Annotated in this window: 11 protein-coding genes and 2 pseudogenes; 2 read left to right on the top strand and 11 right to left on the bottom strand. The window is 45.8% G+C overall.

Going from position 1 to position 15,774, the window contains the following annotated elements:
- Positions 1-496 precede the first annotated feature (496 nt).
- From BUB16_RS06750 to BUB16_RS06770, 5 genes and pseudogenes are all read right to left on the bottom strand, one after another.
- Positions 497-3,169, bottom strand: a complete 2,673-nt coding sequence (locus BUB16_RS06750; protein ID WP_073061250.1) for a heparinase II/III domain-containing protein — start codon at positions 3,167-3,169, stop codon at positions 497-499.
- A gap of 14 nt (positions 3,170-3,183) precedes the next feature.
- On the bottom strand, positions 3,184-4,650 hold the full coding sequence (locus tag BUB16_RS06755) for a neutral/alkaline non-lysosomal ceramidase N-terminal domain-containing protein (RefSeq protein WP_084088094.1): 1,467 nt from the start codon (positions 4,648-4,650) through the stop codon (positions 3,184-3,186).
- A pseudogene (locus BUB16_RS06760) lies at positions 4,647-4,874 on the bottom strand (DNA/RNA non-specific endonuclease); the annotation flags it as partial. The gene BUB16_RS06755 and the pseudogene BUB16_RS06760, both read right to left, overlap by 4 nt.
- Before the next feature lie 189 nt (positions 4,875-5,063).
- The gene (locus BUB16_RS06765; protein ID WP_170864310.1) at positions 5,064-5,990 is read right to left on the bottom strand and encodes a lanthionine synthetase LanC family protein; all 927 of its coding nucleotides are present in this window, start codon (positions 5,988-5,990) and stop codon (positions 5,064-5,066) included.
- Positions 5,991-6,022: 32 nt separating this feature from the next.
- Positions 6,023-6,295 carry a hypothetical protein gene (locus BUB16_RS06770; RefSeq protein WP_073061258.1) on the bottom strand — a complete coding sequence of 91 codons (273 nt, stop codon included), beginning with the start codon at positions 6,293-6,295 and terminating at the stop codon, positions 6,023-6,025.
- A 96-nt stretch (positions 6,296-6,391) separates the two neighbouring features.
- Here BUB16_RS06770 and BUB16_RS06775 point away from each other — a divergent pair.
- Positions 6,392-6,541: pseudogene (locus tag BUB16_RS06775) on the top strand (integrase core domain-containing protein); the annotation flags it as partial.
- A 137-nt stretch (positions 6,542-6,678) separates the two neighbouring features.
- Positions 6,679-7,221: a dihydrofolate reductase family protein gene (locus BUB16_RS06780; RefSeq protein WP_073061261.1), complete on the top strand. Its 543-nt coding sequence runs from the start codon at positions 6,679-6,681 to the stop codon at positions 7,219-7,221.
- Positions 7,222-7,306: 85 nt separating this feature from the next.
- Here the strand turns inward: BUB16_RS06780 and ppk1 are convergent, their stop codons facing one another.
- From ppk1 to BUB16_RS06810, 6 genes are all read right to left on the bottom strand, one after another.
- The gene (ppk1, locus tag BUB16_RS06785; protein WP_084088117.1) at positions 7,307-9,706 is read right to left on the bottom strand and encodes a polyphosphate kinase 1; all 2,400 of its coding nucleotides are present in this window, start codon (positions 9,704-9,706) and stop codon (positions 7,307-7,309) included.
- Between the two features lie 126 nt (positions 9,707-9,832).
- A complete protein-coding gene (locus BUB16_RS06790; protein WP_073061264.1) occupies positions 9,833-11,419 on the bottom strand; it encodes a Ppx/GppA phosphatase family protein in 1,587 nt (528 codons plus the stop codon).
- 386 nt (positions 11,420-11,805) lie between these two features.
- Positions 11,806-12,879 carry an ACR3 family arsenite efflux transporter gene (arsB, locus tag BUB16_RS06795; RefSeq protein WP_073061267.1) on the bottom strand — a complete coding sequence of 358 codons (1,074 nt, stop codon included), beginning with the start codon at positions 12,877-12,879 and terminating at the stop codon, positions 11,806-11,808.
- A gap of 111 nt (positions 12,880-12,990) precedes the next feature.
- Complete coding sequence (locus tag BUB16_RS06800; protein WP_073061270.1) at positions 12,991-13,599, bottom strand: arsenate reductase/protein-tyrosine-phosphatase family protein; 609 nt, start codon at positions 13,597-13,599, stop codon at positions 12,991-12,993.
- Positions 13,600-13,742: 143 nt separating this feature from the next.
- Positions 13,743-14,645, bottom strand: a complete 903-nt coding sequence (locus BUB16_RS06805; RefSeq protein WP_073061273.1) for an arsenite methyltransferase — start codon at positions 14,643-14,645, stop codon at positions 13,743-13,745.
- A gap of 1 nt (position 14,646) precedes the next feature.
- A complete protein-coding gene (locus tag BUB16_RS06810) occupies positions 14,647-14,982 on the bottom strand; it encodes an ArsR/SmtB family transcription factor (protein WP_073061276.1) in 336 nt (111 codons plus the stop codon).
- Between the last annotated feature and the right edge of the window lie 792 nt (positions 14,983-15,774).

Raw genomic sequence — 15,774 nt, forward strand, 5'->3', positions numbered from 1 at the left:
GCAAAGAACATGTGTAAGCTATCCTTCTTTCTATCGCAACCTTGATTGGTACCCTTCCTCATCTATATCTTGGTCTGAAAACAAAATAAATTGATGAGTGTGGTATTCTTTTGTAACAATTAATACGAAAGATTTGTAGTAATTTATAATATATAAAAATTCTGCGGTAAAAGTGTGAGTTAGTCGGCCATTGCCCGAAGATTTCATCAGTTGCTTTCCAATCTTATCGAGATAAACCCCTGGCCCATCGAAGGACAGGATGACCAACTGGATCTGTCCAGACCGATCCCGAATGCAGCACTCCGAGGCCTGTCCACCAGCAGCTGGCTATTCGATATGGTGATCGGCTGCCACTAGATGTAATCCGTAACCACGAAAAGTAAACAGCCCGGACAGAGTTTAGTTTACACTCCCGAAGCACCCCGTCCACGTTTGCCTGGGATCCGGTGAGGACCGAAGTAGGGTTCATCCACTGACAATTAAAATGATATCATATTTATCCTGTGAATTTCCAGGCAAGTTTGCCCTCTTGCACAGATGCAGCACCAAAATGGGCCTTAATGGTATTATTTTTACCTGCTGCGGGTATCTTCAAAATACTTTCATCCAATGCAGACATCACGTAGTCACAACCAATGGCCGTATCCACAGTGAGAACGCCAGTGGATTCGTTGAACCTGACATCACGAACAAACGGTTCATCGGGATCAAATCCTTCAAATACCGAAACAAAGGTCTTCAGCCCCCCTCCCTCGCACCGGCGAACGACGTAAGGAATACGCGTTCCCTCATCGGAGTTTTGCCAATCCCGCTGTCCCCATCCCTCCGCCAGATAACATTCTTCTCCGGGTTGGCCTATCATCCAGGCCTGCCCCCGCATGTTGGTACCTGCGTTCCACTTCAGATTCCATGGCTCCTGGCTCTGTCCCTTTCGTATTCCGTCAAAATCATATAGTTGTTCTGATGCCACCGGTTGCAGTGTTAAGCCACTCACATCAACCTCCAGGTTGTTCAGGTGGATTACGTAATCCTGCCGGTCTCCCCCCTGGACCCGGAAAACATCCACCATATAATTTCGCCCCTTTCCATGATCAATAAGAGCGCAGGTTCTGCGGTACATCGTGGCCTGGGCATATGCCTCCGATGAAGCTTCCATTACTTTCACATGGTTGGACGTTTTAAAGAAATGCATAGTCCCTCCACGGCCATCGCCTCTTTGGTCCTGCCCATCAATAACGACTGTGTTATGAGCGAGAACGCGGCTGGTCTTGAATTCCTGAGGGTGATCCCACAGGTAGCCCAAATCGGACAACAATTCATGCCCGTTTTTCCAGTAGTACAGGTTTAGACTGTCTTTGTGATGATGGTTACCCCAATGGCTGGCATTTAATAGGAGCAAGCTTTCTCGTCCGTCGGTTCCGGTGCGTATATGGCCTATGCGCAGGGCCGGTGGATTCCAATCTTTGAAACGCAACTGCCCGGACTTTTTATCTGCCAGATCCGGAGAGCGATAATACAGCGAGATCGAAGAAGGAGTATTGGGTTGAGCAAGATCGTAAGGGAACGTCATGGTCAGCAACTCTAATCGCTCTTGATCCTGCTCGTAATAGGAGGCGGGGACCGGGCCGCTGGGCAGGCCAAGCCGCTGCCCGCAGAGTTGCTTGAGCAAAGCCAGATACTTTTTCCGTTTGGGGTAATGGGCGACCATCAGTTCCACATAGGAGGCATCGAGGCCGCCTGATGCCGGAAAGGCATCCGCATAAGGAGGATACCGCAGATCGCCCTGCAAGCCCTGGAAAAAAGCCTCCCATACCTGCTCATACTGGTTGTCGCTATACAGATCAAGCGAGTCGATGCGTCGGCCGGACTCTTCTTCAAAGCCGGGGGGATCACTATAGCCGCGTGCGGCCTGGGCCATATCCCATATCCCTCCCAGGGTCATCAAGCCATAAAAGGAGGATTCACTGCTCGTACCATCGCTGAGAAACCACTCATTGATCGCGCGATCAAACCCCTCCAGGCCAAAACGAACCATGCCCGGGTGACCTACGCACATCCCAACCATACCCACTGCCGTGCGGTTGCTGATGGACTTGTTATTAATTTCTTTATCACACACCAGCAAGATGGTACTTTCCAGCAGCAAGTCGCGCTCAATGACTATGCGGTCGGCCTCCGAATAAATCGCCTTGCCCCCTTTGTCTTTGGCCGTGCAGCTCAGGTCATAGGCCTCCACAACTTTACGCACAAATTCCGAATCATAGCCTCTGCCAATAGCACGTCCGGCGCTCCAATAACCGGTCCACAGGCTGTAGTCTGGCTCGTTGGGCGGTGGGGTTAGTTCCGGCTCGGGCAGATCGTTGATATGCAGGGACGCTATTTTGGGATCCATGTCGGCATATTCGCCATAGCCCACGTGAACCAGCCAATTGGGGAAGCAGGCGGCAAACCGCAACAGTATCTTTCTGCAGGCCAAAGCAAATTCGGGAGTACCCGTAAGAGCATATGCCTCGGCCAGCATCCGGCTATAACTGGCCGCCCACTGGACCTTGCGGGCTCGAATGTTGGCGGTAAAACTGGGGCGGCCGGCCTTAAATCCAAACATTTCAAACGGTTCCCCGCCGTAGTAGGTAATGGTTTGGGCCGTGCCCCAGCTCGCGTGAAGTGCCACATCTTCAGGATAGTGCGCATTCGGGAACACCGTCCCGCACTGCCGGCAGGTGAGCACCTCCGGATCCATAATATCCCAATTCCAAAGACCGTGCGGATGCACGGGATACCCCTGATCCCGGCAGGAAGGGCAGGGAGTCCAGAGAGTATATCCGGGGGTGGTCTCTTCTATGAGATTATCCAAAAAATCGGTATCGATATGCTTTAAGTAAAACCGGACCGTCCTTTCGATATTGCTCGCATAGTTGCGCGCCCAGTCGTAGCGCTGAATATTTTCGCGGGCATACTGCAAGTCTCTTTCTTTAATGGTCAAACCCGGATGCGGCATGCTGTCTCGATAACGCTCCCACGGGGACCAGTCAAACAGAGGTTCTGTATATACCTCATCTGTGGATCTGTCCCCTTTAGCAAAAAGCCACGGCCCGCCCACGGCAAGTCCTGCAGTGCTCTTTGCCACTCGTGTAATAAACTCCCGCCTGTCAAAAGTTGTTTGGTTCATAAATATTTTCTCACCTAATTTCTTTGAACTTGTCTAACCAGTTGATGTACTCCATCCACTATACGTTCTTCTACATTCCCTGCCCACCGCCAGGCGGGGTGACCATACTCATCAAGATGAGGCCCTCCTTCATAACCTCCCTCTTCCCAGACACGCCGGGAAGGTATATAGGCTGCCATTTCATTCGCATAACCACAGACCCAGGTCGTTTGCTTACTGAATTCTTTTTTAAAGCGAAGGGAGTAATCTACCACTGCTTCACCGCCCATTCCAATGAGCAATAACTCTTTACCAAACTGAAAAGCTTGTACCGGATAAGCGTACGAGGTCGGAAAGGCTACACCCTCGTCAATCTCTTCTAACATTCTGTGAGCCCATCGCGCATGCAGCTTGCTAGAACCGTTTGCTATTGGGAGTAATTTGTCTCTGGTTACAATCTCTTCATAATCCAAATTAACATACTCAAATGCTGTCACAAGATCAGTTGAGGTCACCGGTTCCATCGGTTGTGCAAGGACTTCTTCTACAGCATCAGACAGCATTTTGCCGTAGCGTTCACATAATGCTACCTTTCGTCGCGGCAGTGGATTTTGATCTCCTCCACAGGCATTGAAAAACATAGCAGCCGTTCCCGGATGATTTGTCTCGATATTAATTTGCGCATACCCGGGATAATCACCACTCCATGTGTTGAAGGAAAGAGTCGTGGGATGACAGGCATAACCGAATAAAACACTGATGAGATTTCCACGCGTCCCTTTAACGGCCAGCACAGGCACATAATGGTCGACAGCTCCTTTAAGAGGTTTGCCTTCAGCTTTTAACTGTGCCACCTCAGACTCTTTATTTTCCCGCCTGTTTACAGCAAATGAACAATGACCTTCTCCTTTGAAAAGCTGAGCATCCTGCCAATTCTCCAAGGCTTCGCCCACGGCCTCAACAACCTGATCACCCATCCAGTCAGAATACTCCCTCACCAGTTCCTGTTGATCCTCGTCGGCAGGGTAATAATCTCTGAGGTCATCCGTGAGACGAGGGCCGGAATGATTATGTGAAAAGGTTAGCATAAACTCCGAACGTTCCAGCCTGAAATATTGATAAATTTTTCGATATATGCTCTTATAAACTGTTTTCGACATCCCCTGGTTATCGGTCGTTGCCATGACTACCCGCTTTCCATCCGGACTTTTAAGCGCCATGACCTTCACATAAATATCATGAATTTTACCATACGGAATCCGGGCTCCGCTATACCCGGCCAGCCACACTTTCTTTTTGGGGGTAATAACTCTTTTACCAATACCTACCTGCCAATCATTCTTTTCTCCTGTCTTCAGATTATAGTTTTTGATACGTTCACTATCCTCCTTATTTACGATTTTAAACTCTTGGAAAGAAAAATTTTTTGGAAGGATAGCTCCCAAAGAGAGTGCAGAAAGTGACGTAATGAATTCTTGCCTTGTAAAATTACATTTGTTCATATTAGAATATTATAATAATTATATAGCACAGTGTGAGTGGCGCTCATGGCCGCTTGCGACCATCGCCCGTCCCCGGCGGGAATGAGGTGGCCTCGATCATATGCCGAGTACCGGTAATCCGAGAGCGAGGCCGACCCGGTGGGTATGCTTGGATCTTCCCTATAATCATCGGTGCGATCAACAGTTCCGTCTGCCTCGGACGCGGTCAACTCATATGCTACCCACTCAGCCTGCTTATGAGCTTATATCCTCTGAATTATCAATTTAATTATAGCAATATAATAGCTCCACGCTTACGGAGAAGACAGCATATTCCTATATATGTATCTTAATTTTAGTTATACAAAGCGTAAGAAACAATGCGTTATCAAAGTACTGGCGAATAATTTCAAATTTATACCAATTTATTACAGTTACCGGGAATTGGAGCTATCAAGTGGTTCAGGCAACATTGGGAACCCTATTTCCTGACCACCTAAAACCAACCTCAGGAAAAAATGAATTATCCCTGAACAACCAATCATTAAATCTGCCGTAATTACGTTGGTATCTTGCACTGCCCACACGACTCCCTTATCAATATTTTTTCTAAAATTAAATAGTACTGAAGCGATATTATCTGCCCTTATTTCCCATTCTTTATCTCCCAATACTCGATACGCCTCTAAATAAATTTCGCCTATTCCGCTGAGACCGTGACATTGGCTTAAATTAATATATCTGATATCCGGTGGGTGAACGTACAGCGCTTTAGCTGCAATTTCAGCATACAAATCATTACGTGTCACTTCATATAACCTGAGAAACGTTAAAGCAATACCCGGGGAGCCGTGACACCACCATTTCCACTCTTCAGAAGGAGAATCAGCACTGTAGGGCCATGACACAAATGATTTACTTTTATGCTTACTCATTTGGTTAAAAAGCCAGCTCAAACCACGTTCATAAGCTGCTTTAGTTTGGCTATCTCGGGTTCTACCGAAATGTCCAATCAAAAAATAAACAATTCCACTTACCCCGTGTGCAAAACCTGTAAAAGTCTTTCCTGCAGTATTTTCTATACCTTCTGGCATGCTCCACGAACCATCATCACGCAATTGCCTGAAAGAAACGAAACCATTACCTTTTTCAGCATACAAAAAACGTCTCGGTTCAATACCCGTTACGATCAGTAACATCACACAACCTAAAGAATATTTATCATCCTCAACCACTGGTGGTTCATCATTCTCCTGTTGGGGTGACATAAAGCCCGGTGTCCCCAATTTAAACCAAGGTTTGGAATTATCTAACCGATAGGTGAGTTCAAAATCTGTTATCCAAACCTTGCTCTTATTCACGATCAAATTAGAAGGGGTAAGATCGCGATGAACTAAATACCTACCGAGTCCTGCTCTCGTAAATCTATGGCTTTATAGATAATTCCTTTTGGATTATTTCGACCTACATCTATCAGTAAATAACCAGGGCCAAGCAATTTTTTTGATGTAATCTTTCTACTTCCGGAACGCCCAGCTTTTAATAGTTTCGAAGAACCATTCGATTTTATAATCCCATCAAATGGATTGGCGATGTCGTCGGGTATGGCAAAGGGTACTTCTCGTTTATCCTGGACTAATTTTCCGTATTTATTAAATAAAAGCACTATATAAGAAGCCTTTTAAAAAAGCTTTCATTGATTTTAATGTACTTTTTTATGGATGACTATCGAGCTAAATTTATTGTAGCAAGCAACATGCCTACCCACTTTAGCTCCAAAGCTTTGGACCAGTGGGCTTACAACTACGGAGTGACCCTGGACTTCTCCCGACCGGAAAAATCTACCGGCAATCCGCATATTGAGTCCTTCAATAGAGGCCTCCGTGACGAATGTTTAAACCTGCATTGGTTTTGTCCCTAAAATATATCCCGCCGCCTCTTGCCCGCCTCCCATTTTTTAGTTAATCTTTCATTTTCCAAACGAATCAACGCTGTTGCGCCTGCAGCTGTAGTGCAATATCGTTATTCGACTAAATACTACAAACACAAATGAAATGCTCAGTTTACATTGCCACCAGTACTGACGGTTTTATTGCAAAACCTGATGGAGACATTAAGTGGCTTCTTAGATCCGAGTATGAGGATGCGGCAAATGTTGGCTTGGTCTACGCTGAATTCATTTCGACTGTAGATGCCATTGTTATGGGCCGTCATTCATACGAGAAGGTATTGACATTCGATGAATGGTATTATGAGGGCACCGAAGTTATTGTATTGACGACACAAGATCTGACACCGCCGGAACATTTAACGGGAAAAGTGAGATTTGAATCCGCAACACCTCATGAAATAGCAGCAAAGCTTGCTGAGGAAGGGAAGAAACATCTGTATATAGACGGTGGAATAACGATTCAACGATTTCTTGAAGCGAAGTTGATCGACGAACTGACGATTACCGTAATCCCAATTCTACTTGGAAGTGGAATACCACTGTTCGGTAATAAAGGAAATGAACAGCCCTTGGAGCTGATTGAAGTGTTTACAGCAGCCAGCGGTACGGTCCAAAAGCGATACCGGGTTAAGTCTGTATAGTACAGATGGATAAACAAAGTACGGTATCGAAATCATGGAAAAAGCCATTAAAAAAGCAGGAGGTAAGCTTGAAAATGTAGCAACTTCACTTCTGTGTATCGTCCATCATCACATTATGAAAATTATGTACTTCCTCATTTCCGGGCTGCCTTTGTCTGTAACTTCCATCGGCATGCATATCCCACGCTAACCGGTTATCCTGCAACGCATTCGAAAGAATATCGACAATACGGCTTTTTAACTTGGGCAGCGTGATGGGCACTATGGCCTCCACTCGCTCGTCCATATTCCGGTACCTCCAGTCTCCACTTCCAATAAAAACCTGAGGAGACCCTTCATTTTCAAAATAATAGATGCGGTCGTGTTCGAGAAAACGACCGATAATACTCAACACATGTATATTTTCACTGTATCCCTCAAGCTGCGGCCGCAGTCGGCAATGCCCCCGAACAATCAAATCAATTCTTACTCCGGCCTGGGATGCCTTATACAATCGCTGGATGATGGAAATGTCATCCAATGCATTCATTTTTGCAATAATACGAGCTTCTTTGCCCGCTTTGGCATGTTCGATCTCCCGGTCAATAAGCTCATAAAAAGATTCCCGAAGATACATCGGGGCTACCAGAAGTTTTTCGTAATGCTGATCGGGAGCATAACCGGTCAAATAATGAAATAAGTTGGAAATATCATGGCCTAAAACAGGATCCTTGGTCAACAGTCCCAGGTCGGTATAAATTTCAGCCGTATGAATATGATAATTTCCCGTTCCGATATGACAGTAGGTGACATGTTTATCCCCTTCTTCCCGGACTATAAGGGCCACTTTTGCGTGCGTCTTTAGCCCCACAAGGCCATAAGCCACATGCACCCCCGCATTTTCGAGTTTTTTACCCCACTCGATGTTGCTGGCCTCATCGAATCGCGCCTTCACCTCAACCAGTACCGCTACCTGCTTCTCTTTCTCCGCCGCTCGAATAAGCGCCTTTACAATGGGAGAATCGTCCGACGTGCGATAAAGCGTTTGCTTGATTGCAATAACTTTGGGATCGTCAGCCGCTTCTTCAATCAACCGGCGCACACTGCCTGAAAATGATTCGTACGGGTGGTGAACCAGCAGGTCTCCTTTACTTATGACGTCAAAAACGGTCTGTTCTTCTCCGGTTTCTTCCTCGTGATAAAGCGGCCTCGGTATTACCGGCTTCCAGGGCTTATATTTTAGATAGGGAATCTTCAACTCAGCTAATGTAAAGCAGGCACTGAGGTCAAGCATCCCCTCCTGGTATATGATATCGTTTGTATTGTCACTAAGCTGCAGCTCGTTTTTAAGGAGCTCCAATACATTGGGATCGACGTCGTCTTCGACTTCTAAACGTACTACTTCAGCAAATCGTCGCTCGCGCAACTCATCCGACATCATGGAAAGCAAATCTTCCGCCTCCTCTTCATTGCGGCGAAGATCCGCATTCCGGGTAATTCGAAACGCGCAGGTACTATCTACCTTCATACCTCGGAATAACCGCTCAATATTCTGTCTTATAATTTCCTCTACGGGGACAAATAAATAAGCGTAGGAGTCACTTTCCAACTCAATCCACCGCGGCTGATTGGAGGGAACCTTAACCCTGGCAAAATTGAAGGCCTCACGATTCGGATGCTTTAATTTTACCGCAAGAGACAGGCTCAAATTGGAAATGAATGGAAAAGGATGACCCGGGTCCACGGCCAGGGGCGTCAAGGTGGGATAAATATGCTCTATAAAGTAATGGTCGAGCGTTTCCCGCTGTTTCTTGGTGAGATCCTTGTAAAAACTGATCCTGACACCCGCATTCTCCTCCAGTAGCGGACGCAATTCGTTATTCCATACCCTCAACATGCTCTGCTGCATCTTACCCGCTTCGCGCTGTACCAGCCCTAACTGGGATTCAGCGGTTCGGCCGTCGGGACTCAAATCAAAAATTCCCGCCGCTTTTTGTCGTTTCAAGCCCCCTGCCCGCTTCTGTATGAACTCGTCCAAATTGCTTGCCGTAATCGCTAAAAACCGGACGCGTTCCAAAAGCGGGTGCCGATCATCCATAGCCTGCGCCAATACGCGCCAGTTAAAGTCCAGCCAGCCCAGCTCGCGATTCAAATAAAGGGAGGAATCGTCAACAGAAGCATTTTCGGGGACCTCCTGTGCTTTAACGGATGTCGGAATTTCAAAGTTTTGAGGCGGGCGTTCGATCTCTTTTGTGTCGGGTGCCGACCCCTTAAATATCCATGCCTGCCTGCCGGGATTCCAGGTAATATCCTGTGAGGAAAGACCCTTTAAATGACTCAAAACTTCTTCAGGAAGTGCTTTATTGCCATTCTCCGATTGAACCAGGAAAGAACCGTTAAATGTTTCTTCAATTTTTTTTGCAGCCGCTGAGTGTGTTAACGTATGCAACCGTTTGATTTCATTATATAAATATACAGCGACTTCTTTGGCGGTAAACTCAGACATGGCAGTAATCATTAATTAAACGTAAATATAGGCAGAATAAGACAGATATAAGGCCGCTTCAGAAAAATTAATGATAAGTTAATACAGGGAGGACACTGTCAATGTTGCCTCTGCAAATTTATTCTTTTAGCTGACCGCCTCCCGGCTTTTGGCCGTAATAATGAGGGTGCGACCCGTAACCTCTTCAAATAATGTGCTTTTTCGCATTGCGCCCCAAATTTCCAGCTGGGGATCCGACTCTGTGGTCAACGCAATGTTAATTTCTTCTTCCCCTATTTCAATATCCACATGCTTTACGTTCTGATAATGACTCCGATCCATGCCATCCGCAATGCGCAAAATTCCGGATAGTTTTTTAACTTTTTTTCTGAGTGGTTTGTCAAGCTTGCGATATCGTTTATGGCGTTTTTTAGGCGTTGACCGTCGATGATAACGAGCAACGTTAGCCATAACTTCAATTTCCTCTTCCTTAAATCCTCTGAGATCGGCATAACGGATCAAATACAAAGCGTGTTTGTGGTGTTTTCGGTGTGAAATATAGTACCCAATATCATGCATGAGCGAGGCGTATTCCAGCAGTTCCCGATCATTATCATTGAAATCTAATTCGTTACGTAGAACATCAAATATTTTTAAAGCTATAGAGGTTACATGTCGCGAATGGTCTTCATGCCAGTCACATTTTATAAGGAGCTCAAAAACGCTTCTGCGACGTGGGTTGGGAAAATAAGATTTGAGTTCTATGTCTATATTATGCTTCTCCTGGTGAATATGGTCCAGGATCATGCCTTCACGCAAAGCATCCTCTGAAATACGGACTTTTTCAATGCCAAAGGACTTCATCAAATATCGCAATAATACCACGCCGGGAATGATAATATCGATTCTTTTCTTGTCAAGCCCGTCAAGTTTGGAGCGCTTAGCGTGATCAAATGTTATAAAGTCGTCATAGAACTCATTAAAATCCTGAGCGGAAAATACTAACTCATTCAGAGATAGCGAGGTACTCAGTGATTTCCGTTCCGCAATCATTTCGGCAATATTTTCCATCGTGCCCGAAGAGCCCACAATAGTGTCAACAGAGTGCTGGTTAAGTAGCTTTCTCACTTCTTTCAGCTCATCTTTAAAAATTTTTTCCAGCTTTCTGATATCCTTTTTTGTTGCCGGATCATGTTGCTGTACCGAAGTAGCCATACGGGCGGCTCCGATTTTATAGCTGGCATTAAAAAAAAGTTCCTCTTTGTTTCCAATTATAAACTCAACACTTCCCCCGCCGATGTCTACCATTAATACCGGCTGCTCATCCAGGGTCACCGCGTGTTGAATTGCCTGCCCGATGAGATTTGCCTCTCTGCTTCCCGATATAGCAAGTGGTTTTATACCCACCTCATCAATAGATCGCTGTATAAATGCTCCTCCGTTCTCAGCTTCTCTGATTGCACTGGTGGCATATGCCAGAATCTCTTCTACTTCAAGATTATCACATAAAAACTTTATTTTCTCCAGCGCTTTAATTCCCCGATTCATGGCTTCTTTAGAAAGCATATTCCTCATACCTCCTTCAGCCAGCAATACCATCTCTTTTAGCTTATCCATCCTGCGATAGCTGCCATCGGGATAGATATCCATAATAATCGCGTGGAAAGAATTGGTGCCTAAATCAATAGCTGCTATGCGTTTTGAAGGCTCGCTATTGTTTGAAAAATGTGCCATGCGGACAAATCTTTAATTTTACTGTCAAAACATTAGCGGTCAATATGCTACTTGTTTTATAATTATGAAAAAATATACGTTAAACATTACAATAAGGTAATATTACCAGAAGGTTGTGTGAAACAAGGATTTTTGGTCAAGACCAGAGGGTTTTAAAACTGCAGCATATTGAGTATATGTTAGAATTTGAAAAGCGCAATTATTAAGAGGTTAGAAAAAACCGATTTACAAAGCCTTCTGTCCGCTGTATGATTTCTTGATAAACGAAATAATATAATGCAGGGTCTAAATTTTATTTTCTGTCAAGCATAGAAAAGATCCGCACTATCAGAAATAAAAAAAGTACACGCTTCAAGATCACAAAAATAAAATGATCGGAACGTCATCTAATCCCGGTAGGCGGGCGCTGACGCGGTTTTGTAGTATTTATCCCTGAGCCAAAACGCTACGTTCACAAGTGCTATCAATGCCGGAACTTCAATAAGAGGTCCCACCACCCCGGCAAAGGCCTGACCGCTGTTGAGCCCAAATACCGCAATGGCAACGGCGATAGCCAGCTCAAAATTATTGCCGGCGGCCGTAAACGAAATGGAGGCATTCTTGTCGTACTCGGCGCCCATCATTCTGCTCACCGCAAACCCAATGAAAAACATGAGTACAAAATAGATTAACAGCGGTACGGCGATGCGGGCCACATCCATCGGAATCTGAACAATAAGTTCTCCCTTGAGGCTGAACATCACCACAATGGTAAACAGCAGCGCAATAAGCGTTACCGGTGAAATAGCCGGCAAAAAGGTCTCTTCGTACCACTTCCTGCTTTTAAGGCGGACCAGTCCAAACCGGCTGATCATGCCGGCCAGGAAGGGAATTCCCAGGTAAATGGCCACACTTTCGGCTACCGTATAAATGGAGATATCAACGATGGCCCCCTCGAAACCGAGCAGCGGTGGTAGTTTGGTGATGAAAATCCACGCATAGAAACTATAAGCAAAGACTTGAAAGATACTGTTCAGCGCAACCAGCCCGGCCCCGTATTCACTGCTGCCCTCGGCCAGGTCGTTCCAGACCAACACCATAGCGATGCAGCGGGCCAGCCCAATGAGAATCAGTCCCACCATATACTCCGGGTAATCCTGCAAAAAGATAACGGCCAGCGCAAACATCAGCACCGGACCCACAATCCAGTTTAGTACCAGCGAAATACTGAGCACTTTCACATCCTTAAAAACCTTCGGAAGCAGCTTGTAGTCCACTTTGGCCAGCGGCGGATACATCATCAAAATCAGTCCGATGGCAATGGGAATATTGGTGGATCCGCTGCTGAAGGAATTGATGAATCCCGAGGTAGACGGTATGAAATACCCGATCGCCACTCCAATAGCCATGGCAACAAAAATCCAAAGCGTCAGGTATCGATCGAGGAAACTCATTTTTTTGGTTGGTGCAGGTGTACTCATTCGTATTTATTGTTTTCTGGTAAAAAGTATTCTGAAAATCAGTTATTACATTCAATTTTAGCTACTCAATCAAATTCAGCATGTCATGAAATGCGTATCGGAAATGCAATCTCACACTTGCGACATCAGATAAAACATTTCCATCGCAATTTGCCGGCAGCGCTTGTCGTAGGTTTCCATCTCCCCTGGCGTACCGTCCGATTCTTTGGGATCGACGTACGGAATGGAAAATCGTTTTTCGGCTCCGGGAACGACCGGACAGTTTTCATCGGCATCGGTGCACGTCATAACAGCTGCAAAGTTTCTCCGGGGATTATGGGAATCATCGAATCTTTTAGAGAAGCAGACCAGCGGCTCCTTATTCTCGTCAAAAAATACGTTGTAGCGCGGATTCTCCCCGCCCGGGTCTTCCACCTTGAATCCGGCCCGCTCTACGGCTGCCACCGCACGGGGATTAAAAGCCGTGGCTTCAGTGCCGCCGGAGTACGTTTGAATATGATCCAGCCCCAGGTATTCGGCCATTACCGCTGACCAAATCTGGCAGAGGTGACTTCGCCGGCTGTTATGCGTGCAAATAAAAGTTAGCCTGGCCGGATCTCCGGATCCTTTTTTCGCTCGGATATAACCAGCGAGCTGCGCCAGCTTACCTTTCCGTGCTTGTGATATGCCCGGTGCGTTAACCTTACTATTCCGGATGTACGATTTTAAATTTGGATACATATAATTAATTGTTAATCCAGTTCGACATTTTGGCTGGCCCTAATGCTCATCGTTGCATCCGGCATTTACCCTTCGTTCCGCAGCTGGGCTGCGGCCATGAGATATACAATTTCAGGAGGTCTGCAAGGAAATAAGCAGTGAAATCAGCAGCAACCGGAATCCGGTCCGCATGCAGAACCATCACCTGTCATCTCCGTTTTTTGCTGCCATTTTTTGGAGTCAGGCTCGCCACCCGGTTTTTGGCCGAAAACCGTAATACTGTAAATACCGGGATCTCCATGCTTAAATTCTTCGATTTCTGTTTCGGATAAATAGTTGGCCAGTATCTCATCGGGAATAACAATAGGCTTTTCCTTCTGGATGGTCACATTTTCAAATCCAAGGGCTTTAATATACCCGAGGTATTCCTCCTTCCGGATGGCTCCTGAAACACAACCGGCATACATTTCGGCATCTTCGCGCATGGCATCAGGCAGATCTCCCTCCAGCACAATATCCGAAATACTAAAGTGTCCCCCCGGTTTTAACGTTCGAAAAATTTCTGAGAAGACTTTGGATTTATCCGGCACCAGATTCAGTACGCAATTGCTGACGATAACATCGGCCGCGTTATCCGGGACGGGCATTTCTTCAATGTCCCCATACCGGAACTCCACGTTATTAAACCCCATCTTGTCGGCATTGCTACGGGCTTTTTCGATCATGGACTCGGCAAAATCCACACCGATCACCTTGCCGGTTTCCCCTGTTTCATGTCGAGCCACAAAACAGTCGTTGCCGGCTCCGGATCCAAGATCGATGACGGTGTCTCCCTCGCTGATTTTAGCAAACTGGGTGGGCAGGCCGCATCCGAGTCCCAGGTCGGCTTCCTTGTTATATCCCTCGACTTTGCTGTAGTCATCGCTCATAACGCTATATACTTCTTCTCCCGAGCCACAGCAGGAACTTTCTTTATCGGGGGTAGAGGTGGATTGCTCGCCTATTAGGCTGTATTTCTTTCTGACTGTTTCCTTAAGATCTTCGGCGGTTTTATGGTCCGTATTCATATCAGCAGCATTGTTCTTGCGTTGCGGTTTTCAAATTTTTAACCAGCGGTGTCAACAGGTCATTCAATTCAACAATTCCATCGGAATTCAGGCAGTAGCAGGTACGCACCCCGTCTACTTCTCCCTTAATGATTCCGGCATTTTTCAGTGCCTTTAAATGTTGTGAAACCGTCGACTGTGCCAGCGGCAATTCTTCCGTTATATCTCCACAGATACACGTATTACGCTCAGCCAGCAACTCGATAATGGCAATTCGCGCCGGATGACCAAGGGCTTTCATCAGCTCCGCACTACGTTTGCGGGAGGTATCAAACAGTTTTGCTTTCGTAATAGCCATAGTATTTATCGTTTATCGCAATTTTACGATAATATAACTCGAATTTTATTATGATTCAATCATTTATTGATGAAAAAATGGACCGGGCAAATTTATTTTGCGGCTTTCCCAAATGTTGTAACACATGAAGGAAATAAAACCTGAATATTGAATTAAAAAACAATAAAACTTCGTGTTATGACATCCACGGAAAGCCGGACAGCAATATTCGCCCCGGCTGATCCTGTTCCCAGGTTACATATTCTAAACAAAATCCGGCGCAACCGCGACCATTGGATTTGCCGAATACGTACCACTTTGTCCGCTTCCGAACCAAGAATAAGGTGCTTCAGCCCGCTGTGCCCGCGTGTTGTGCAGGACAATCCATCGGATAAACGTCCATTTTGGGTTCAGTTTATCCTCAAGGTAACAGGGAACATCCGACAGTACATACACAAAACTGCATAGGGAACCGGACCGGATGACTTGCTCGAAAACCGGTGGATCGGACCTTGAAAAAGACGCTTTTGAATAATAAGATTAAGCTTATTGATTTATCGGCTACATACGTTATACTTATGCAAGCAATACTACGTTCTAAAGGCACTATTAAGCGCGGATCGATATGAATCGCGGGCTTGGGTTTACCTGTGTATGAGTCCAAAAGCACACAAGAATTGCTTATAGCCGACAAGGATGTCAACTTTATTAAATATATAAGACGACCAAACTGATTACGAGGAATGTTAGGGTACTGGAGGGTAGCAAGAAGCCTGATAGCAGAATTAGCTATCCTGATACACACACAGATTT

This window comes from Fodinibius roseus, from assembly GCF_900129315.1.
Lineage (GTDB): Bacteria > Bacteroidota > Rhodothermia > Balneolales > Balneolaceae > Fodinibius > Fodinibius roseus.